The organism is Nonomuraea sp. NPDC049725 (assembly GCF_040674795.1).
GTDB classification, from domain to species: Bacteria; Actinomycetota; Actinomycetes; order Streptosporangiales; family Streptosporangiaceae; genus Nonomuraea; species Nonomuraea ceibae.
Window position 1 is genome coordinate 325,095 of sequence record NZ_JBFANJ010000006.1, and the last position, 20,591, is coordinate 345,685.

The 20,591-nt window shown below is 72.8% G+C and carries 21 protein-coding genes; 9 read left to right on the top strand and 12 right to left on the bottom strand.

The genetic code is table 11. The features are described from left to right. Positions 1 to 2: 2 nt before the first annotated feature. Complete coding sequence (locus AB0J53_RS18455; RefSeq protein WP_364173503.1) at positions 3 to 1,232, bottom strand: serine hydrolase domain-containing protein; 1,230 nt, start codon at positions 1,230 to 1,232, stop codon at positions 3 to 5. A gap of 250 nt (positions 1,233 to 1,482) precedes the next feature. Between AB0J53_RS18455 and AB0J53_RS18460 the strand changes: the two genes are divergently transcribed. Further along, positions 1,483 to 2,196, top strand: a complete 714-nt coding sequence (locus AB0J53_RS18460; protein ID WP_364173506.1) for a helix-turn-helix domain-containing protein — start codon at positions 1,483 to 1,485, stop codon at positions 2,194 to 2,196. A 51-nt stretch (positions 2,197 to 2,247) separates the two neighbouring features. After that, a complete protein-coding gene (locus AB0J53_RS18465; RefSeq protein WP_364173509.1) occupies positions 2,248 to 3,066 on the top strand; it encodes a MerR family transcriptional regulator in 819 nt (272 codons plus the stop codon). 11 nt (positions 3,067 to 3,077) lie between these two features. Here the strand turns inward: AB0J53_RS18465 and AB0J53_RS18470 are convergent, their stop codons facing one another. Beyond that, complete coding sequence (locus tag AB0J53_RS18470) at positions 3,078 to 3,221, bottom strand: hypothetical protein (protein ID WP_219500654.1); 144 nt, start codon at positions 3,219 to 3,221, stop codon at positions 3,078 to 3,080. Positions 3,222 to 3,441: 220 nt separating this feature from the next. Continuing rightward, a complete protein-coding gene (locus AB0J53_RS18475; RefSeq protein ID WP_364173512.1) occupies positions 3,442 to 4,197 on the bottom strand; it encodes an IclR family transcriptional regulator C-terminal domain-containing protein in 756 nt (251 codons plus the stop codon). Positions 4,198 to 4,305: 108 nt separating this feature from the next. Here AB0J53_RS18475 and AB0J53_RS18480 point away from each other — a divergent pair, with 108 nt between their 5' ends. From AB0J53_RS18480 to AB0J53_RS18505, 6 genes are all read left to right on the top strand, one after another. Then, positions 4,306 to 5,256: an ABC transporter substrate-binding protein gene (locus AB0J53_RS18480; protein WP_364173515.1), complete on the top strand. Its 951-nt coding sequence runs from the start codon at positions 4,306 to 4,308 to the stop codon at positions 5,254 to 5,256. Then, the gene (locus tag AB0J53_RS18485; RefSeq protein WP_364173518.1) at positions 5,253 to 6,029 is read left to right on the top strand and encodes an ABC transporter permease subunit; all 777 of its coding nucleotides are present in this window, start codon (positions 5,253 to 5,255) and stop codon (positions 6,027 to 6,029) included. Before AB0J53_RS18480 ends, AB0J53_RS18485 begins: the two co-directional genes overlap by 4 nt. Continuing rightward, positions 6,026 to 6,775: an ABC transporter permease gene (locus AB0J53_RS18490; RefSeq protein ID WP_364173520.1), complete on the top strand. Its 750-nt coding sequence runs from the start codon at positions 6,026 to 6,028 to the stop codon at positions 6,773 to 6,775. Before AB0J53_RS18485 ends, AB0J53_RS18490 begins: the two co-directional genes overlap by 4 nt. Beyond that, positions 6,768 to 7,532 (top strand): ABC transporter ATP-binding protein, encoded by a 765-nt coding sequence (locus AB0J53_RS18495; protein WP_364173522.1) that lies wholly within the window; start codon positions 6,768 to 6,770, stop codon positions 7,530 to 7,532. Before AB0J53_RS18490 ends, AB0J53_RS18495 begins: the two co-directional genes overlap by 8 nt. After that, on the top strand, positions 7,529 to 9,112 hold the full coding sequence (locus AB0J53_RS18500; RefSeq protein ID WP_364173525.1) for a thiamine pyrophosphate-dependent enzyme: 1,584 nt from the start codon (positions 7,529 to 7,531) through the stop codon (positions 9,110 to 9,112). Before AB0J53_RS18495 ends, AB0J53_RS18500 begins: the two co-directional genes overlap by 4 nt. A 437-nt stretch (positions 9,113 to 9,549) precedes the next feature. Then, positions 9,550 to 11,295 carry an ABC transporter substrate-binding protein gene (locus tag AB0J53_RS18505; RefSeq protein ID WP_364173528.1) on the top strand — a complete coding sequence of 582 codons (1,746 nt, stop codon included), beginning with the start codon at positions 9,550 to 9,552 and terminating at the stop codon, positions 11,293 to 11,295. 48 nt (positions 11,296 to 11,343) lie between these two features. On the opposite strand, the gene AB0J53_RS18510 is transcribed toward AB0J53_RS18505, so the two are convergent. The 6 genes from AB0J53_RS18510 to AB0J53_RS18535 form a co-directional block, all read right to left on the bottom strand. Further along, the gene (locus AB0J53_RS18510) at positions 11,344 to 12,069 is read right to left on the bottom strand and encodes an SDR family oxidoreductase (protein WP_364173531.1); all 726 of its coding nucleotides are present in this window, start codon (positions 12,067 to 12,069) and stop codon (positions 11,344 to 11,346) included. Continuing rightward, positions 12,066 to 12,899: a polysaccharide deacetylase gene (locus AB0J53_RS18515; protein ID WP_364173534.1), complete on the bottom strand. Its 834-nt coding sequence runs from the start codon at positions 12,897 to 12,899 to the stop codon at positions 12,066 to 12,068. Before AB0J53_RS18515 ends, AB0J53_RS18510 begins: the two co-directional genes overlap by 4 nt. Further along, positions 12,892 to 14,022, bottom strand: a complete 1,131-nt coding sequence (locus AB0J53_RS18520; protein ID WP_364173537.1) for a C45 family peptidase — start codon at positions 14,020 to 14,022, stop codon at positions 12,892 to 12,894. Before AB0J53_RS18520 ends, AB0J53_RS18515 begins: the two co-directional genes overlap by 8 nt. A 13-nt stretch (positions 14,023 to 14,035) precedes the next feature. Beyond that, positions 14,036 to 15,325: an MFS transporter gene (locus AB0J53_RS18525; RefSeq protein ID WP_219500636.1), complete on the bottom strand. Its 1,290-nt coding sequence runs from the start codon at positions 15,323 to 15,325 to the stop codon at positions 14,036 to 14,038. A gap of 25 nt (positions 15,326 to 15,350) precedes the next feature. After that, the gene (locus AB0J53_RS18530; RefSeq protein ID WP_364173541.1) at positions 15,351 to 16,085 is read right to left on the bottom strand and encodes an SDR family oxidoreductase; all 735 of its coding nucleotides are present in this window, start codon (positions 16,083 to 16,085) and stop codon (positions 15,351 to 15,353) included. Positions 16,086 to 16,165: 80 nt separating this feature from the next. Continuing rightward, the gene (locus tag AB0J53_RS18535; RefSeq protein ID WP_357584293.1) at positions 16,166 to 17,020 is read right to left on the bottom strand and encodes a bifunctional methylenetetrahydrofolate dehydrogenase/methenyltetrahydrofolate cyclohydrolase; all 855 of its coding nucleotides are present in this window, start codon (positions 17,018 to 17,020) and stop codon (positions 16,166 to 16,168) included. A gap of 155 nt (positions 17,021 to 17,175) precedes the next feature. On the opposite strand from AB0J53_RS18535, the gene AB0J53_RS18540 reads away from it, so the two are divergent. Next, positions 17,176 to 18,096, top strand: a complete 921-nt coding sequence (locus AB0J53_RS18540) for an ROK family protein (RefSeq protein ID WP_364173544.1) — start codon at positions 17,176 to 17,178, stop codon at positions 18,094 to 18,096. Here AB0J53_RS18540 and AB0J53_RS18545 read toward each other — a convergent pair. The 3 genes from AB0J53_RS18545 to purN all read right to left on the bottom strand — a co-directional run bounded on the left by AB0J53_RS18545 (position 18,075) and on the right by purN (position 20,546). Further along, a complete protein-coding gene (locus tag AB0J53_RS18545; protein ID WP_364173547.1) occupies positions 18,075 to 18,257 on the bottom strand; it encodes a hypothetical protein in 183 nt (60 codons plus the stop codon). The genes AB0J53_RS18540 and AB0J53_RS18545 overlap by 22 nt on opposite strands. Positions 18,258 to 18,366: 109 nt before the next feature. Next, the gene (gene purH, locus AB0J53_RS18550) at positions 18,367 to 19,908 is read right to left on the bottom strand and encodes a bifunctional phosphoribosylaminoimidazolecarboxamide formyltransferase/IMP cyclohydrolase (RefSeq protein ID WP_364173549.1); all 1,542 of its coding nucleotides are present in this window, start codon (positions 19,906 to 19,908) and stop codon (positions 18,367 to 18,369) included. Then, positions 19,905 to 20,546, bottom strand: a complete 642-nt coding sequence (gene purN, locus AB0J53_RS18555) for a phosphoribosylglycinamide formyltransferase (RefSeq protein WP_219500630.1) — start codon at positions 20,544 to 20,546, stop codon at positions 19,905 to 19,907. Before purN ends, purH begins: the two co-directional genes overlap by 4 nt. Positions 20,547 to 20,591 lie beyond the last annotated feature (45 nt).

Genomic DNA, 20,591 nt, shown 5'->3' on the forward strand with positions numbered 1-20,591 from the left:
GGTCAGTTGTCGAGGGCCTGGTAGAGCGTGGTCCAGAAGTCGTGCATGAGCCGCATCGGGTCCGGGACCGACGCGCCGACCTGCGTGAGGAGCAGGCCGGTGAGCTGGTTGGCGGGGTCGGCGTAGCTGGAGGTGCCGCTGCCGCCGTCCCAGCCGAACTGGCCGACGGGCGCGTAGTCGCCGCGGAAGGTGCGCACCGCCATCCCGAGGCCCCAGCCGCCGTGCTGGCCCTGGCCGTGGGAGATGTGGACGTTGTCGGTCGCCATGGCGTGGCGGGCGGCCTGCTGCTCGGGCGTGAGGCGGTTGGTGGTCATCAGCTCCACGGCGGGCCGCGACAGGATCCGCTCGCCGCGGTGGGTGCCGCCGTTGAGCAGCATGCGGAAGTAGGCGTGGTAGTCGTCGACGGTCGAGACGAGCCCGCCGCCGCCGCTCGGGAACGCCGGCGGCTGGCTCCAGCGCCCGCCTTCGGCCTCGTCCCACACCAGGAACTCGCCCGACTGGGGATCGGGCGCGTACAGGGTGGGCAGGCGGTCGATCTGGTCGGCGGGGACGTGGAACCCGGTGTCGGTCATGCCCAGCGGCCCGAAGAGGCGCTCGCGCAGGAACGTCTCGAACGGCTGACCGGTGACCCTGGCCACGAGCACGCCGATCAGGTCGTTGCTGATGTGGTACTGCCAGCGCTCGCCGGGCTGGTGCATCAGCGGCAGCTCGCCCAGGCGGCGCATGAACTCGTCGGGCTCGGGCATCGGCTCCGGCAGGTTGGGCGTGAGGCCCCGGCTGAAGATCTCGTTCATGATCGGCGTGCCCAGCGACGTCATGTCCATGCCGAGCCCGAACGTGGACGTCAGCACGTCCCGTACGGTGATCGGCCGCCGCGCCGGCACGGTGTCGTCCAGCGGGCTGTCGTAGCGCCTCAGCACCTGACGGTCGGCCAGCTCGGGCAGCCACTCCTGCACCGGGTCGTCGAAACGCAGCCTGCACTCGTCGATCAGGATCATCGCCGCCGCCATCGAGACCGGCTTGGACGTGGACGCCATCCGGAAGATCGTGTCGCGGCGCATCGGCGCGCCGCCGTCGTGACGCATCGTCCCGATCGTCTCGACATGCGTCTCGTCACCACGGCTGACGAGGGCGACGAGGCCGGGGATCCGCCCGGACTCGACATGCCGCGCCAGCACGTCGTGCAGCCTGCTCAGCCCCGTCTTGGTGAAGCCTCGGGTGCCGTTCTCCATGATGGTTCTCGCTCTCAGTTTGTGTTCGGGAATCTCTGAACGACTGCGACAGTACATTGCGTTCAGAGTTTCGTCAACATGCAAAATCGCGCCTTTCTCGCTGGTAGCCTGGAGCTAGCGAGTCTTCTTTGCAATGAGTATGACGCTGAACGCAAAGGAGGAAGGTACGCTGCTATTGCAATGATGTGCGGGTGAACGCATACTGTGCAGCAGAGTCACGCGCACGCCGACCGAGGGGAGCCGAACACCGATGCCCGGAGGCAGACTGACCGGCCAGGACCGGGAGAACATCGCCGCATGGCTGGCCGAAGGGCTCGGATACGCGGAGATCGGCCGGCGGCTGGGGCGGCCCGCCTCGACGATCATGCGCGAGGTCACCCGCAACGGCGGCCCCGACGGCTACGGGGCCGACCGGGCGCAGGAGGCCGCCCAGGTGCGCGCCCGCCGGCGCAAGCGGACCCCGCCTCCCCCGCCGCCCGTCCCCCAAAGCGGCCACGGACGCGACCCGCAGGCGGTCGAGGACTTCACCCGCTCCTTCACCGACCTGCTCGCCCAGCAGGGGCTGCCGAAGATGGCGGCCAGGGTGCTGGCCAGCCTGTACGTCACCGACTCGGGCAGCCTCACCGCCGCCGACCTGGTCCAGCGGCTGCGCGTCAGCCCCGCGTCGATCTCGCACGCCGTCACCTTCCTCGAACAGCAGGGCATGCTCAGGCGCGAACGCGACCCCGGCGGGCGGCGCGAGCGCTACGTCATGGACGAGGACATGTGGCTGCGGTCCATCCAGGCGGCCCTGGAGATGAACGAGATCCTGATCGCCGCGTCACGGCGCGGGGGCGCGATCCTCGGGACCACCACCCCGGCGGGCGCCCGGTTCGAGGCCTCCGCCGACTTCCTCCACCTCGTCACCGACGCCCACCGGCAGGCCATGGACCAGTGGCGCGCCCGCAACGCCGAGCCACGCTGAGCGTGCCCCCGGGAGGCACGCCGGCCGGGCACGCATGGCAGACTCGACGGCGTGACCAGCAGCGCGACGGACGAAGCCGCGGGAGCCGACGGGCTGACCGTCGGGGCCACGGCCTCCCACGCGGGAGTCACCGTCCGCACCCTGCACCACTGGGACGCGATCGGGCTCGTCAGCCCGTCCGGGCGCACCTCCGGCGGCTACCGGCTCTACTCGGCGGCCGACATCGCCCGCATCCACCGCGTGCTCATCTACCGCGAGCTCGGCCTGCCCCTCGAAGACATCGGCGAACTCCTCGACGCCCCCTCGGCCGACATGACCGTGCCGCTGAAACAGCAGCGCGCCCAGCTCCTGGACCGCATCTCCCGCCTCCGGACGATGGTCGACGCGGTCGACCGCATGATCGAAGCCGCGAACGCCGGCATCCTGCTCTCCGCGGAGGAGCAGGTCGCGATCTTCGGCCGGCGCTGGGAGCCGTCCTGGATCGCCGGCGCCCGCGACCGCTGGGGCGACACACCCCAATGGGTCCAGTACGCCGAACGCGCCGCCGGCAGGACCCCCGAGGACTGGCAACAGGTCGCCGACTCCAAGGCGGCGCTGGAGCACGACCTGGCCGCCGCCAAACGCGCCGGCGTCACACCGGGAAGCGCCGAGGCCAACGCCCTGGCCGAACGGCACCGGGCGTCCATCGGCGCGTACTTCGACTGCACGCACGCGATGCAGGTCTGCCTGGGCAGGAAGCAGGCCGAGGAGCCGGGGTTCGCGGACTACTACGACGACCTCGAGCCGGGCCTGGCCTGCTGGCTGCGCGACATCATCGACGCCAACGCGCGAGCCTGCGGCATCGACCCCGACACGGCCACCTGGAGCTGACGCCCCCGCCGTCAGCCGAGAATCCGCCGGTAGTCGGCCTCCGGCCGGATCCACGGCCGGGCGGGCATGCCGGTCACCGGCTCAAGGCGCTGGGCGATCTCGGTGGTGAGCGGGGCCCGACCGTGCAGGAGCCGATCCAGGTGCTCGGCGCTCACGTCCAGGTGACGGTGGCGTCCACGCGAGGTAGTTGGGGGTGTGTTCGACGAACGACCGGCTTGGCCTCCCTCGTGCTCGGTCGCCGCGCCACGCTCGGGGGTCCGGGGGCCGGAGGCCACCGGCAAGGGGGGCGCGGGGGGAGCTCGGCTCCCCCGGCGACACAGCCCGAGCCGCCCCGCGCGAAGCGCGCTCCCGGGCGAGGACCTTGTGGTCAGGGGGTCAGGACGGGGTGAGGTCGGCTTCGATGTGGGTGGCGGTGGCCTGGAGGCGGGGCAGGAGGTCGCGGCGGGCCTGGGCCAGGGTCATCCGGCTGGCGTGGGTGGACACGTTCACCGCCGCCACCGTCGTGCCCGATCGGACGCGGATGGGGACGGCCAGGGAGCGGAGCCCTTCCTCCAGTTCCTGGTCGACCATGGCCCAGCCCTGGGCGCGTACGAGGTCGAGTTCGGCGCGGAGGGCCGGTGGCTGGGTGATGGTACGGGCGGTGAGGGGGCGCAGGCGGGCGCGGGTGAGGTAGGCGTCGAGGGCGGCCGGGGGCAGGGCGGCGAGGAGGACGCGGCCCATGGAGGTGCAGTAGGCGGGGAAGCGGGTCCCGATGCTGATGGTGACGCGCATGATGCGGGCGGTGGCGACGCGGGCCACGTACACGACGTCCTCGCCGTCGAGCACGGCCACGGACGCCGATTCGTGGACGTCGGCGGCGAGGCGTTCCAGATGGGGCGCGGCGACTTCGGGGAGCGACAGGCTGGAGAGGTACGCGTACCCGAGCTCCAGGACGCGGGGGGTGAGGGAGAACAGCCGGCCGTCGTTCCGCACGTATCCCAAATCCGTCAATGTCAGCAAAAAGCGCCGGGCCGCCGCCCGCGTGAGCCCGGTGGCCCGCGCCACGTCGCTCAAGGTCAGCGCGGGCGAGACGGCGCTGAAGGCGCGGATGACGGCGAGCCCACGGGCCAGCGACTGGACGTGATCAGCCATCGGAGATCCCTTGACAGGGGGCGGTGAGCGCGTATGTTCCCGCGTAGCGGGGGGTGTTCGACCAGAGAATAAATGTGCGCATAGCGAACAGACAATCGGGAGAACATCGTGCGTCTCGCTCTCGCGGTCCCCCTCGTCCTGTTACTGGCCGCCGCGTGCGGCGGACCCCAGGCCCCGCCGGGCGAGGGCACGGGCGAGGGCACGGGCAAGGACAAGGTCAACGCCGGTGTCATCGCGATCGTCGACACCGCGCCGATCCACCTGGGCAAGGCCAAGGGGTTCTTCGACGAGCAGGACATCGACCTGACGATCACCCCGGTCCAGGGCGGGGCGGCGAGCATCACGGGCGCGGTGAGCGGGCAGTTCCAGTTCGCCTTCGCCAACACCACCTCGCTGCTGACGGCCAAGCAGCAGGGGCTCGACATCAGGGTGGTGGCCAACGGCGTCTCCTCTACCGGCGAGCCGGGCAAGGACTTCAGCGCGGTGCTGGTCAAGCCGGGCAGCCCGATCAGGTCGGCCAAGGACCTGGCGGGCAAGAAGGTCTCGGTCAACCAGTTGAAGAACATCGGCGACACCACGATCCGCGCCTCGGTGCGCAAGGACGGCGGCGACCCGGACGGCATCGAGTTCGTCGAGCTGCCCTTCCCCGACGCCCCGGCCGCGCTGGAGAACGACAGGGTGGACGCCATCTGGGTGGTGGAGCCGTTCGTGAGCCAGGCGATCAGCCAGGGCGCCCGCCCGGTGGCGTGGAACTTCGCCGACGCCGCCGACGCGCTGACCGTGGCCATGTACTTCACCACGAGCCGGACCGACCCTGACCTGACCAAGCGGTTCACCGCGGCGATGCGCAAGTCGCTGGAGTACGCCGACACGCATCCGGACGAGGTGCGCCAGGTGCTGTCGACGTACACGAAGATCGCGCCCGAGGTGATCGAGAAGATCTACCTGCCGAAGTGGCCCGCCGAGGTGAACCGCGCGTCGGTGCAGACGATCGCGGACCTGGCGCTGGCCGACGGCGTGCTGAACGCCGAGATCGACGTCTCGGAGCTGGTGCCGTGAGCCGGCCGCACCACGGGCTGCTCGGGCTGCTCGGGCCGGCCGGGCTGCTGGCCGTGCTGGAGGCGGCGCCCCGGCTCGGGCTGGTCGACGAGCGGTTCCTGCCGCCGGCCTCGGAGATCCTGCGCACGCTCGCCGGCGAGCTGGCCACGGCCGGGCTGTGGGTGGCGCTGGGCGAGACGATGCGCGGCTGGGCGGCGGGGCTGGCGCTGGCGTTCGCGCTGGCGGTGGCGGCCGGGGTGGTGATCGGCGTGGTGCCGGGGCTGCGGACGGCGACGAGCTCGACCGTGGAGTTCCTGCGGCCGATCCCGTCGGTGGCGCTGGTGCCGCTGGCGACGCTGCTGTTCGGGCCGTCGCTCGGGTCGACGTTGCTGCTGGTGGTGTACGCGTCGTTCTGGCAGGTGCTCATCCAGGTGCTGTACGGGGTCGCGGCGGTCGATGCGGTCGCCGCCGACACCGCTCGCGCCTACGGGCTGTCGGCCTGGTCGCGGGTGCGGCACCTGGTGTGGCCGACCGCGCTGCCGTACGTGATGACGGGGCTCAGGCTGGCGGCGGCGGTGGCGTTCATCCTGGCGGTCACCGCGGAGCTGGTGATCGGCAGCCCCGGGCTGGGCGCGCAGATCCAGGTGGCGCAGAGCAGCGGCGCGGTCTCCACCGTGTACGCGCTCGTGGTCGTCGCCGGGCTGATCGGCATCGGCGTCAACACCGCCGTACGGCTGCTGGAACGCCGGGTGCTCGCCTGGCATCCGGCCGTGCGCGGGGAGGTGGCCGGGTGAGGGTCGTCAGGCTGCTCGGGGTGCCCGCGCTGCTGGTGCTGCTCTGGTGGGCGGTCAGCGGCGGGTCGTTCTACCTGCCGAGCCCGGACCGGGTCGCGGTGGCGTTCGCCGAGACGTGGCTCTCCGAGCGGCTGACCGGCGACGTGCTGCCCAGCGTGGGACGGCTGCTGGCGGGCTACGCGCTGGCGGCGCTGCTGGGGATCGGGCTGGGCGTGCCGATCGGGCTGTCGCCCAGGCTGCGGGCCACGCTGGAGCCGGTGCTGGAGTTCTTCCGGGCGATCCCGCCACCGGTGCTGGTCCCGTTGATCATGCTGCTGGCGGGCATCGACACGCCGATGAAGGTGCTCGTCATCGTCTCCGGCTGCGTGTGGCCCGTCCTGCTCAACACCGTCGAGGGCGTGCGCGCGCTGGACGGGGTGCTCGCCGACACCTGCCGGATGTACGGGGTGCGCGGCGGGTCGAGGCTGCGCAGGTTCGTGCTGCCCGGGGCCGGCCCGCAGATCATGGCCGGGCTGCGGCAGGCCCTGTCGATCGGCATCATCCTCATGGTCATCAGCGAGATGTTCGCCAGCTCCAGCGGGCTCGGGTTCACGATCGTGCTGTTCCAGCGGCAGTTCCAGATCGCCGAGATGTGGAGCGGCATCCTGCTGCTCGGGCTGCTCGGGCTGGGCCTCTCGCTGCTCTTCCGCCGCCTGGAGCGGCGGGTCCTGTCCTGGTACTACGGCAGCGGAGCCGCGCGTGCTTGAGATCGACCGGCTGGGAAAGACGTACGAGAGCCCGGGACGCAGCGTCGAGGCGATCCGGTCGCTGACGTTCGAGGTGGCGGCCGGGGAGCTGGTGTGCGTGGTGGGGCCGTCCGGGTGCGGCAAGACGACGCTGCTGCGCATGGTCGCCGGGCTGCTTCCGGCGAGCACCGGCGAGGTGCGGCTGGACGGGGTGTCCGTCACCGGGCCGCCGCCGCGCATGGCGGTGGTCTTCCAGGAGTACGGCCGCAGCCTGTTCCCGTGGATGACCGTGTGGCAGAACGTGGAGTTGCCGTTGAAGGAGAAGAAGGTGCCCGCGCCGAGGCGCCGGGAGCTGGTCACGCGGTCGCTGGAGTCGGTGGGGCTGGCCGACGCCGCCCAGGCGCACCCGTGGCAGCTGTCCGGCGGCATGCAGCAGCGGGTGGCGATCGCCCGCGCGGTGGCGTACGAGCCTCAGGTGATGCTGATGGACGAGCCGTTCGCGGCCGTCGACGCGCAGACCCGGGCGGACCTGGAGGACCTGATCCTGCGCCTGTGGCGGGACCTGGAGGTGACCACGCTGTTCGTCACGCACGACATCGACGAGGCCGTCTACCTGGGACAGCGGGTGATCGTGCTGTCGTCGTCGCCGACGGTCGTCACCGAGGACCTGAAGATCGACCTGCCGCCCGACCGGGACCAGCTCAGCACCCGGTCGCTGCCCAGGTTCGGCGAGCTGCGCGGGCACGTCTACGCGCGGATCCAGGCGGCCCGGGGATGACGACGGTCAGGGACGCCACGTTCGAGGTGCTGCGCCGCACCGGGCTGACGACGATCTTCTGCAATCCGGGCTCGACCGAGGTGTCGCTGCTGACCGGGCTGCCCGACGACCTCACCTTCACGCTCGCGCTGCACGAGGGGTCGGTGGTCGGGATGGCCACCGGCTGGGCCATCGGGCACGACGCGCCCGCGCTGGCCGTGCTGCACACCACGGCCGGGCTGGGCAACGCCGTCGGCGCCATCGCCACCGCCCGGGTCAACCGGGTGCCGCTCGTCATCCTCGTCGGGCAGCAGGACCGGCGGCACCTGGCGCTGGAGCCGTTCCTGGCCGGGCGGCTGGCGGGACTGGCCGGCGACTACCCGGTGCACGTCGACCAGCCGGTCCGGGCGCAGGACGTGCCCGGGGCCGTGGCCGCCGCCTGCCACCGGGCCGTCACGTACCGGGGGCCGGCGCTGGTCGTGGTGCCGATGGACGACTGGGCGGCGCCGTACGAGGGCGAGACCCCCGCGGCGCCCGCGCGGCTGGTGCGGGCGGAGGCGGCCGGGGACGTGGGGCCGCTGGCCGCGCTGCTGGCCGGGGCGCGCTCCCCCGCGATCGTGGCAGGGGCGGGGGTGCGCGCCTGGGAGCCGCTGGTCGCGCTGGCGGAGCGGCTCGGGTGCCCGGTGTGGCAGGAGTCGTTCGGCGCGCGGGCCGGGTTCCCGCAGGACCATCCGCAGTACGCGGGCGTCCTGCCGGCCGACCGGCCGCGCCTGCGGGCCGCGCTCGCCGGGCACGACGTGGTGCTCGCCGTGGGGGCGCCGGTGTTCCGGCAGTACCCGTACGCGCCCGGGCCCCTGGTGGAGCCGGGCACCCTGGTCGCGCTCGTCACCGACGACCCCGAGGAGGCGCACCGCAGCCCGGCCGACCTGGCCTGCCTAGCCGCACCGGCCGCCGCCTGCGCCGCCCTGCTCGACCTGGTGCCCGCCCGGCCCGTGACGGCCGTCCGCCGCCCGCGCGCCGAGGCGCCCGGGCCGCCCCCGGGCGGGCGGCCGTTGCGGCCCGCCCACGTGCTGGCGGAGCTCGCCGCCCGGCTGCCCCGGGACGTGGTGCTCGTCGAGGAGACCCCGTCGTCGCGGCCCGACCTGCACCGGCTGATGCCGGCGCGCAACCCGCTCGGGTTCGTGTCGGCGGCGATGGGCGGGCTCGGGTTCGCGCTGCCCGCCGCCGTCGGGCTGCGGATGGCGCTGCCGGACCGGCCGGTCGTGGCGGTCGCCGGCGACGGGTCGGCCCTCTACGGCGTGCAGGCCCTGTGGAGCGCCGCCCACTACCGGGTGGGCGCGCTGTTCGTGGTGCTCGCCAACGGCCGGTACGCGATCATGGACCGGCTGGCCGACAAGCAGGGCGGCAAGGCCCCCTGGCCGGCCTTCGACGAGGTGAACGTGAGCGGCCTGGCCAGGGCGCTCGGCTGCGAGGCCAGGCGGATCGACGACCACGCCGCGCTGACGGCGACACTGGACGAGGTGATCCCGGCCCTGCCCACCCGCCCCGACCCCCTGCTGCTGGACATCCAGGTGAGCGTCGACCCCGACTTCCAACCCTGAGGAGGCGGTCGCACGAAAACCTAACTTTCACAAACTGTGACTCTATGATCACGTGATGCTCACGCCTTCTCACCGAGATCGACAGAGCCGGCTGTGCTGCGGTGGTCATCGAGGCCCGTTCGCCCGAACAGGATCATCTCGACCGAGGTCTGTTGACGGGGTTGCGTCTTGCTCGGGTCGTTCCCAAGGAGCTTGCGGTCACCTGGCAGGCTTCGGTCAGTGAGCCGCGTGGGCTGAGCGGGAAACGCAAAGGCCGGACGCCCGATTCCATCGGGAGGCCCGGCCTCACTTCCGCACCCCAGGGGATGCGGCACTGTCCAGTGTGCCTTACACAGTGTGGTCGGGCAAGTGTGATTCGACATCATGGCACTGTCACAGCGTCGCCGTAGCGCCCCAGGCGGTGGCGGTTTGTGGGATTTGGCCGGTATCGTCACGAAATGGAGAGACGTCTGGAGGCGGAGCCGGAGTTCCGGGCCAGGCTCGTGGTCGAACCCGGGAAGCGGGTCGTGACCGGCGCCGCCGGGTTCTTCGCGCGTAATCGTCCTCTGGTCCAGCATGCGATGCGGGCCGCCGGCGAGGGGCCGGGCGTGCTGCGCTACTACTGGCGGGGCGCGGACCGGCGGCTGTACCGGGTGAGCGTCGAGGTGTCCGTCACGGGGCGCGGCACCGTGACCGGGCTGGAGGCGCGGCGGTGCGAGGCGCCGTGGGGGCTGACGGAGCGCGAGCACGAGGTGCTGACCTGCGTGGCCGTCGGCATGACGAACCCGGAGGCGGCCGAGCGCGTCGGGTGCGGGGCCCGTACCGTGGCCACGCATGTCGAGCGGATCCTGGTCAAGCTGGGCGCGCCGACGCGGACGGCGGCGGCGGCGCTGGCCGTGGACGAGGAGGCGCTGCTGGCGCCGTTCTCCGGGCCGGAGGGGTTCGCGGTCACGGCGGTGGGCCGGGTGACCGGCGGCTGCACCCGGGCCGAACCAGCGCCGAGGCCGGGGCCGGGCGGCGGGTCCGTCAGGCGGCCGATCCGGCTGGGCGCGATCTACCCGCTCGACGGGCCGAGGCGGTTCGACGCGCTGGCGATGCGGCGGGGCGCGGCGATCGCGGTGGAGGAGGTCAACGCGCGCGGCGGCGTGGGCGGGCGGCGGATCGACCACCTGGCGATCGAGGTGTCCGGCGACACGGACGGCGACCTGCTGCGCGCGGTGGAGTACCTGCGCTCGCACGACGTGGACGCCATCACGCTGGGCAACGTGAGCCCGCGCTACCACCTGGGCGCGATCACCCTGGCGGCCGAGTACCGGGCGCCGCTGATGCACGCGATGGTGTCGCCGTCGATCACCGAGCACGTGCACGACAATCCCGGCATGCTCGGGCAGACGTTCCAGGTGTGTGCCACCGAGACGGCGTACCTGTCCGGGTTCGTCCGGACGTTGGATCTGCTCGACACCTCCGGGCAGTGGCGGCCGGACAACCGGCGGCTGGTGGCGCTGGTGCGCGAGGACGACCACGACCCGCGCCGGGCCGCCGAGCTGGACGAGCTGGCCGGGGCGCGCGGCTGGGACCTGGCCGCGATGGTGCCGATCGCCGACACGCGGGTGCCGTGGCCCGAGGTGGTGGCCGGCATCCAGGCGATCGAGCCTGCGGCCGTGCTGGTGTGCACGTACGTGGAGGACGAGCTGCGCCGGTTCCTGGAGGAGCTGCGCGGGTCGGGCAGCCGGTCGCTGGTCTACACGGTGTGGACGCCGACGATCCCCCGGTTCGAGGAGCGGATGGAGGGGCTGGCCGAGGGTCTGCTGTGGTCCACGGTCATCGGCACGTACGGGGACCCGGTGAGCGCCAGGTTCATGCGCCGCTACCGGCACGCCTACGGGGACGAGCCGGGCAGCGGCAGCGCGGCCATCCACTACGACATGATCCACATGCTGGCCGGGGCCTGGTCGGAGGTCGGCAGGCCGTGGGACTTCGGGGCGGTGGTGCGCTCGCTGCGCGAGGGCGTGCACCGGGGCGCGGCGGGCCCGTACTACTTCGGCGGGCGCGGCCAGCGGGCGCTGGCCTACCCGGACGACACGTGGGACGCCTCGCTGGCCCACGCGCACCTCGTCCACCAGGTGCAGGACGGCCGCAGCCGGGTGATCGCGCCGGTGGAGCTGGCGCAGCACGCCTTCCGCGCCGGCCCAGCCCGGCCATGACAGCACCGGCTCAGCCCGGCCGTGACAGCACCGGTTCACGGCGCCGGGTCAGCTCAGCCATGACGGCGCGGCCGGTGAGCCGAGCCCGGCGCCGCCGTCGGCGGCCAGCACGTGCCCGTTGACCCAGGCCGACTCGCCGGAGCAGAGCCACAGCAGGCTGGGCACGATGTCGCCGGGCCCGGCGACGCGGCCGGCCGGGCTGCCGGCGGCGACGGCCTCGACGTAGGCGGCCGGGACCGGGTTCAGCGCGGAGCCCACGTCGACGAAGCCCGGGGCGACGGCGTTGACCCGGACGCCCAGCGGGCCCAGCTCCAGCGCGAGGCCGCGGGTCACGGCCTCCAGCGCGGCCTTGGATGCGGCGTAGACGGTGGTGCCGGGGCGCGGGCGGCCCGCGCCGCCCGAGCTGGTGAACACGACGGCGGCCGGGCGGCCCGCGCACAGGCCGGCCAGCGTGGTGGCGGCCATCAGCGCCGAGCGGGTGTTGACGGCCATGACCCGGTCGAACAGCTCCTCGGTCGACTCCAGCGCCCGCCGCGCCGGGAACAGCCCCGCCACGTGCAGCAGCGCGTCCAGCGGGCCGTGGGACCGCCAGGCCTCCCGCACCACGGCCGCGGCGGCGCCCGGCTCGGCCAGGTCGGCGGCCAGTTCGGCGCCGGCCCCGGGCGCGTCGGCGGTGACCACCCGCGCGCCCTCGCGCGACAGCGCCGCGCAGGCCGCCGCGCCGATCCCGCCCGCCGCGCCCAGCACGAGCACCGTACGGCCGGCGAACCTCACGAGCCGTCCCCGGCGCGGAAGGCGCGGGCGACCTCCTGGCAGGTGCGGAAGGCCAGCGGCCGTTCCAGGCAGGCGTCGAGGAAGCGCTCCAGCCCGATCATCCGGTGCCCCCGGCCGATCACCTGCGGGTGGAACGTCAGCACGCACACGCCGCCCGGCTCCTCCCGGATCATGTAGTCCACATCGTCCAGGAAGTTGCCGAACACCGTGCCCGGATCGCGCAGCCCCGGCATGATCGCCGTGTCCGTCCGCAGATACTCGAACTGCGGGTAGTCGTCCAGCGACCAGGAGACCGGCAGCTCGACCAGCGGCGTCAGCTCCCCGAACCGGTACGGCCCGTCGGCGTCGGCCACGTCGCCGCGCCTGGCGTAGTAGGGCGTGTAGTCGGTGCCCATCAGGCTGGAGTCGTACTCGCAGCCGAGCTCCAGCAGCACGTCCACGGTCGAGGCGGTGAAGTCCCAGCTCGGCGTCCGGTTGCCGGTGGGCTCGTAGCCGGTGACCCTCCTGATGGAGTCGCGGGCCCGCACGGCCGCCGCGAGCTCACCGGCCCGGTCGAGCTTCGACACCGGCTCGTGCGCGTAGCCGTGCAGGGCGATCTCGTGCCCGGCCTCGGCGATGGCGGCGCACTCGGCCGGATAGGTGTCGACGGTGTGGCCGGGAACGAAGAACGTCGCGGTGATCCCGCGCCTGGCCAGCGCTTTTAGGATGCGCGGCATCGCGTGCACGCCGAACTCGCCGCGCGAGACCGGCCCCGGCGACGTCATCCCGCGCGCCAGCCAGAGCGAGATGGCGTCGAAGTCGAACGTCAGGCAGATCGTGCTCTCAGACATGGCCCTCCTCAGGGAAGCAGACCTCGGGTACGGCGCCGGGCTCGAACACGTCGTCCAGCCGCCACCGCTCGTACGGGTGCGCACAGGGCGGCTCCGGCGCGATGCTGAGCTCCCGCCGGTTCAGGTCCATCAGCACCGAGTAGACGGTCGTCACCACCTCGGCGGCCGGGACCTCCGGGTCGGCGTGCCGGCAGATGCTGTCGGGGTGGGAGTAGTGGTCGCGCAGCGCGGCCACGAGGTCGCGCGGTTCCAGCGTGCGCGCGGCGGCGGCGTCCTCCAGCAGGTGGCGGGCCCGCGCCGGCCGCAGCAGCGTGAGCGCCGAGGTGGCCGCCTTCCTGTCGGTCAGCGGCAGCGGGCACTGGAAGTGGTTGGAGTGCGTGATCAGCCCGCCCTCCGGCAGCAGCGCGCCGAACACGCCCGGCGCCACCTCCAGGTCGATCGCCTCGCCTCCGGCGTCGGCGATGAGCAGGTTGCCGGAGGAGATCCGCGTCACGTCCAGCGCCTTGCGGTGCGCCTCGCTCATCGTGCGCGACTGCAGCACGCCGCGCAGCAGATAGTGGTACGGCACCCCGGCGCCCCCGGTGTCGCGGTCGGAGACCAGCAGGTTCGCGCACACGCCGAGCCCCGCCGAGTTGAGTCCCGACTTGGCCAGCATCCCGGCCTCGGCCAGCGTCAGCACCGCGAACCCGTCGGTGTCGCGGGTGGCCAGCAGGAACGTGACCGGGCCCTGCTCCGGGTGCCAGTCCCAGTTCTGCGCGAGCAGCGTGTGGCCGTCGCGGGTGTGCTTGCCGATGGCCGCGACCGAGGTGCATCCCTCGTCCCGGTAGCCGGTCCCGTACAGCATCTCGGTGCGCGCGTTGAGCGCGGTGATGTGCTCGACGGGCCGGCCCGCGCCGGCGGCGAGCCCTTCGAGCATCCGCGCGATGCGGGGGTCGTAGTCCCTGGCGACCTCCAGGTAGGTGGCGCCCCAGCGGCGCACGTCGGCGTCGCCGAGCCCGGCCTGGTCGCGGAAGCGGCGCAGGTAGGTGCCGAGGCTCTGCTCGACCAGGGCGGCGGTGCGGCGGCCGAGCTCGGCGCCCATCTCCTCGTAGGTGCCCTGGACCGCGACAACGGGTGGGTTCATGGTCGGTTCCCTCCTAGTGCAGGCGCCGGTGGGCGGTCTCCCGCATGCCGATCACGACGAGGAGCGTGACGAACGCGGAGACGATCGGCAGCACCACGGGCGACATGTCGGACCCGGTGAGCTGGATCGCGCCCGTGGCCACGAACGGCGCCGTGCCGCCGAACGCCATGACCGCGAAGTTGTAGCCGATGGACATCGTCGAATACCGCAGCTTCGTCGGGAACATCTCCGACAGCGCCGCCGGGCCGGGTCCCGAGAACATGGCCAGGACGACCGCGATGACGATCTGCCCGGCGAACACGCCGAACGTGCCGCCGTGCTGCAGCAGCAGCATGACCGGCCAGCTCAGCACCAGGAACCCGGCGGCGGCCGCGATGAGCAGCGGCTTGCGCCCGACCCGGTCCGACAGCGCGCCGAACGAGGCGATGCACACGGTCAGCACGACCAGCCCGACGATGTTGGAGGCCCGCGCCACGCCCGGGTCCACCCCGGCCACGTCCGCCAGCCAGGTCGGCAGGTAGGTGAGGAAGAAGAAGTACGCGACCGTCCACAGCATGGTGAAGCCGAACCCGCGCAGGATGCTCGGGAACTCGGTGCGCAGCCCCTCCTTGAGCGGGCTCTTGGCCGTCGCGCCCTTCTCCTGCTCCTCGGCGAACGCCGGCGTCTCGTCCAGGCCGTACCGGAGCCAGAGCGCGGCCACGGCCGTCAGCGCCGACAGCAGGAACGGGATCCGCCACGCCCAGGCGAGCACCTGCTCCTCGGTGAAGATCGTGGAGTTGAGCGCCACCACGCCGGAGGCGAGCAGGAAGCCGGCCGCCGTGGACACCTGGTTGAAGCTGCCGAAGAAGCCGCGCCGCCGCGCCGGGGCGTACTCGACGAGGAAGGCCGCCGAGCCCGCCCACTCGCCCGCCACCGAGAAGCCCTGCACCATCCGCAGGACCACCAGCAGCAGCGGCGCGAGCACACCGATGCTCTCGTACGTGGGCAGCAGGCCGATCAGCGTGGTGGCCGCGCCCATCAGGAGCACGCTGACCACCAGCGCGATCCGGCGGCCGAACTTGTCGCCGACGTGCCCGAACGTGATCGCGCCGAGTGGGCGCATGAGGAAACCGACGGCGAACACCGCGAACGTGTAGAGGGTGCCGACGAGACCGTCCGATTCGGGGAAGAACAGCTTGCCCAGTGTGGCGGCGGTGTAGCCGTACACCAGGTTGTCGTAGTTCTCCATGATGTTGCCGAAGGAGCCGGCGACGACGGCGCGCATGGAGCCGCCGGTCCGGTTCAGGGTGCTGTTGTCGCTCATCGCGACCTCTCACTTCTCGGGGGGGTCATGAGGCGGTGTAGCCGCCGTCGACCGGCAGCAGGACGCCGGTGACGAACGACGCGCGGGGCGAGGCCAGGTAGGCGACCGCCTCGGCCACGTCGGCGGGGTCGCCCGGACGGGCCATCGGGGCGCGTTCGATCCGGGGCCTGAGCTGGTCGTCGGAGAGCTGCCGCAGCAGCGGCGTGACGAACACGCCGGGCAGCACGGCGTTGACGCGGATGCCGCGGCCGGCCAGCTCGACGGCCGCGGTCCTGGTGAGCATGTGCAGCCCGGCCTTGCTGACCTGGTAGGCCACGGAGGAGGGCGGCGAGGGCGGGCCGGGCGGCGGCACCTGGCCGTAGACGGAGCCGATGTTGACGACGCTGGCGTACGGGCTGGCGGTCAGCTCGGCGGCGAAGGCGCGGATGCCGGTCCACGGCGCCCACAGGTTGGTGCGCAGGACCCGGTCCCAGTCGTCGTCGGCGGTGTCGAGCAGGCCGCTGCGGGCGCTGACGCCGGCGTTGTTGACGAGGATGTCGAGCCGGCCGTGGGTGGCGCGGACGGTCTCGGCGAAGTCGTCCCAGGAGTCGCGGTCGCGTACGTCCAGGGGGTGGTAGAGGGCGCCGGCCGACGGCGGGCGGTCGTCGCGAAGGTCGCCGTAGACGACCTGGGCGCCGCGTGCGCGCAGGCCGTCGACGATGGCGGCGCCGAGACCGGCGGCGCCGCCGGTGACGGCGGCGACCAGTCCTTCGAGCTCCATGGTCCTCCCTCCCTACCGGCGTATGCCCTGGTAGGAGCTTTGAGGACCATCCTGGGCCGGTGGGCGGCCCGTGGCGTCCGTCAGATGACGGATGTGCGCTCGGCGGCCTCCACCACGTTGGACAGCAGGAGGGCGCGGGTCATCGGGCCGACGCCGCCCGGGTTGGGCGTGAGGAAGCCGGCGACGTCGTCCACGTCGGCCGCCACGTCGCCGGCGATCTTGCCGTTGACGCGGGAGACGCCGACGTCGAGCACGGCGGCGCCCGGCTTGACCATGTCGGCGGTGATGAGGTCGGGCACGCCGGCCGCGGCCACCACGATGTCGGCGCGGCGCACGTGCGCGGCCAGGTCCTGGGTGCCGGTGTGGCAGAGGGTCACGGTCGCGTTCTCGCTGCGGCGGGTCAGCAGCAGGCCGAGCGAGCGGCCCACGGTGATGCCGCGGCCGACCACGGCGACCTCGGCGCCCTTGATCGGCACCCCGTACTGCTGCAGGAGCAGGACGATGCCGTGGGGCGTGCACGGGAGCGGCGCGTCGACCATGTGGACCAGGCGGCCGAGGTTGACCGGGTGGAGGCCGTCGGCGTCCTTGGCCGGGTCCATCCGCTCCAGCAGCGCCATCGTGTCGAGGTGCTTGGGCAGCGGGAGCTGGACGATGTAGCCGGTGCAGGAGGGCGAGGCGTTGAGCTCATCGATGGCGGCCTCGACGTCGGCCTGGGTGGCGGTCGCGGGCAGGTCGACGCGGATGGAGGAGATGCCGACCTCGGCGCAGTCGCGGTGCTTGCCCGCCACGTAGATCTGGCTGCCGGGGTCGTCGCCGACCAGCACGGTGCCGAGGCCGGGCGTGATGCCACGCTCCTTGAGCGCGGTCACCCGGGCCGCCAGGTCCGCCTTGATCTTCGCTGCCGTCGCCTTGCCGTCGAGTCTCACTGCGCTCATGCGGTCAATCCTTCCACGCTCCGGCTGCCGGGCGTCCACGACCCGAATGACATCGTTGTCATCGGACTTTGGACGGCATATGGTGACCTTCGCCGGAATTGCGCGCTCCCCCGAGAGGTGGTCATGTCCGCTCACCCCCGCCCGCCCGCACGCCGATGACGTACGTACTCGCCATCGACATCGGAGGCACCAAGCTCGCCGCCGCGCTGGTGGACGAGGAGGGCGCCGTGCTGCGTTCCGCCACCCGGCCCACGCCCGGCGAGCAGGTCATGGCCGCGCTCGGCGGGCTCGTCGACGAGGTGACCGGCGACGGGCCCGCGCCGGTCGCCGTGGGGATCGGCTGCGCCGGGCCGCTCGACCGCGGCACCGTCAGCCCGGTGAACATGCCGAGCTGGCGGCGCTTCCCGCTGCGCGACGAGGTGCGGGCGCTGACCGGGCTGCCCACCGTGCTCGCCGGCGACGCCCAGTGCATGGCGCTCGGCGAGCACTGGCTCGGCGCCGGGCGCGGCAGCTCGGCGCTGCTGGGCGTGGTCGTCTCCACCGGAATCGGCGGCGGCCTCGTCATCGGCGGGCGGCCGCTGCTCGGCCCCACCGGCAACGCCGGGCACGTCGGCCACATGACGGTCGACCCGTACGGCGAGCGCTGCGAGTGCGGCGGGCGCGGCTGCGTCGAGCGCTACGCCAGCGGCCCCAACATGACCCGCTGGGCCCTGGAGAACGGCTGGCGCCCCGGCGCGGAGCACCCCGAGACAGCACGCCCGGACGCGCGGATGCTCGCCCGCGACGCGGCGGACGGCGATCCGGTCGCCGTGGCCGCCTTCGAGCGGGGGGCCACGGCGCTGGCCGGGATGATCGCCTCCACGGCCGCCGCCGCCGAGGTGAGCACCGTGGTCGTCGGCGGCGGGGTGTCGGGCGCCGGGCCGGTGCTGTTCGAGCCGCTGGCGCGGGCCCTCGACGACGTCGGCGGGCTGGCGTTCGTCAGGGCGGTGCGGGTCCGGCCGACCACCCTGGGAGTACGGGCCGGGCTGGCCGGCGCCGCCAAACTGGCCTGGGACTACTCGCGCTCGGCGAGCTGAGCCTCACGCCGCTCGATGATCCGGCGGGTGAACGGGATGAGCTCGACGACCCGCCCGCCCAGGTAGGCGCCGATGAACGCGAGCAGGATGAGCACGAAGGGGCTGGTCGCGAACCCGTTCACGGCGATGAGGGCCTGCAGGGATGCGTCGAGCAGTGTCATAAGGGACTCCGGGGAGCAATCACGCGGCGGAAGCCCTCAGATTAACCGCACCATGCGGATGCTTGACCCGCTTTTGGGTGACCCGCCCCGGCGGGCCACCCTTTCGGCATCAGTGGAAGAAGTGCCGCGTGCCGGTGAAGTAGAGTGCCACGCCCGCTTTCTCCACGGCCTCGATGACCTCCTGGTCACGCACCGAGCCGCCCGGCTCGACGATGGCCCTGACGCCCGCCTCGATGAGCACCTGCGGCCCGTCGGCGAACGGGAAGAACGCGTCGGACGCGGCCACCGAGCCCGCCGCCCGCTCCCCCGCGCGCGACACCGCCAGCCGGCACGAGTCGACCCGGTTGACCTGGCCCATGCCGACGCCCACCGTGGCCAGGTCACTGGCCAGCAGGATCGCGTTGGACTTGACCGAACGCGCCGCCCGCCAGGCGAACACCAGGTCGGCCATCACCGCCGGCGACACCGGCTCGCCCGCCTTGAGCTGCCAGGTCGCCGGGTCGTCGCCGGCCGCGTCGATCCGGTCGACCTGCTGCACCAGCAGCCCGCCGTCGATGCGGCGGAACTCGGCCGGGTTGACCGGGCCGCTCGGGCAGACCAGCAGGCGGATGTTCTTCTTCTGCGTGAGCACGGCCAGCGCCTCGGGCTCGTAGGAGGGCGCCACCACTACCTCGGTGAACACCTCGGCGATCTGCCTGGCCAGCTCGGCGGTGACCGCGCCGTTGACCGCGATCACGCCGCCGTAGGCGGAGACGGGGTCGCAGGCGTGCGCCTTGCGGTGGGCCTCGGCCACGTCGGCGCCGACGGCGATGCCGCACGGGTTCTGGTGCTTGATGATGGCGACGCACGGGCCGGTGAAGTCCCAGGCCGCGCGCCAGGCGGCGTCGGCGTCGAGGTAGTTGTTGTAGGACATCTCCTTGCCGTGCAGCTGCTCGGCGTTGGCCAGGCCGTCGCCGCCCGCGCTGTAGAGGGCCGCGGCCTGGTGCGGGTTCTCGCCGTAGCGCAGCGCGCTCTTGCGCTCCCAGGTGGCGCCCATGAACTGCGGCCACGTCTCCTGCTCGGCGTAGCCGTTGGCGAACCAGGACGCCACGGCCACGTCGTAGGCGGCGGTGTGGGCGTAGGCGGCGCCCGCCAGCCGGCGGCGCTCGGTGAGCGTGAAGCCGCCGTGGTCGAGCGCGGCCAGCACGTCGCCGTAGGCGGCGGGGTCGACCACGACCGCGCAGGTGCTGTGGTTCTTGGCCGCGCCGCGGATCATCGCGGGCCCGCCGATGTCGATCTGCTCCACACACTCCGCGTCGGACGCGCCCGAGGCGACCGTCTGCTGGAACGGGTAGAGGTTGACCACCACGAGCTGGAACGGGTCGATCTCCAGCTCGTCGAGCTGCGCCACGTGGTGCGGCTTGTTGAGGTCGGCCAGCATGCCGGCGTGCACGCGCGGGTGCAGGGTCTTGACCCGCCCGTCGAGGCACTCGGGGAAGCCGGTGAGCTGCTCGACCTTGGTGACCGGAATCCCGTAGGAGGCGATGGCCGCCGCCGTGCCGCCCGTCGAGACGATCTCCACCCCCGCCCCGTCCAGGGCTCTGGCCAGCTCCTCCAGCCCCGACTTGTCGTAGACGGCGATGAGAGCGCGCCGGATGGCGATGCGAGTCACGTGCTTTCCCCTCCTGATGGGTTACCGATGCGGACGCTGCGTCCGCTGACCGTCCAGCCCTCGCGGGCCATCCGGCCGACGACGTCGACGAGCAGGCGGCGCTCGACGGTCTTGATGCGCTCGTGCAGGGTCGCCTCGTCGTCGGCGGGCAGCACGGGCACGGCCTCCTGCGCGACGATCGGCCCGGTGTCGACGCCGGCGTCGGCCAGCATCACCGTGCATCCCGTCACCTTGACCCCGTGGGCCAGCGCGTCACGCACCCCGTGGGCGCCGGGGAAGGCCGGCAGCAGCGCGGGGTGGGTGTTGAGCAGCGGGAACTCCTCCAGGGTCGGAGCTCCGACGATCTTCATGAAGCCGGCCGAGACGACCAGGTCCGGCTTGTGGGCGGCGATCTCCGCCGCGAGCGCGGCATCCCACGCGGCCCGGGACGGGTAATCGCCCAACTTTCGGACAAAAGTGGGTATACCTGCGCGAGATGCTCTAGCCAGTCCTTCGATGCCATCCCGGTCCGCACCGACGGCCACGACCCGGGCTCCGTAAGACGGATCGGCGGAAGCGTCCAGGAGGGCCTGTAGGTTTGTTCCAGAGCCGGAGACGAGGACGACGAGCCGCGCAGCCTTGGACACGCACACTCCCATGAGGATTCCGGGTTGGGGCTGCCAGCGTATCTGTTCCCGGTCACG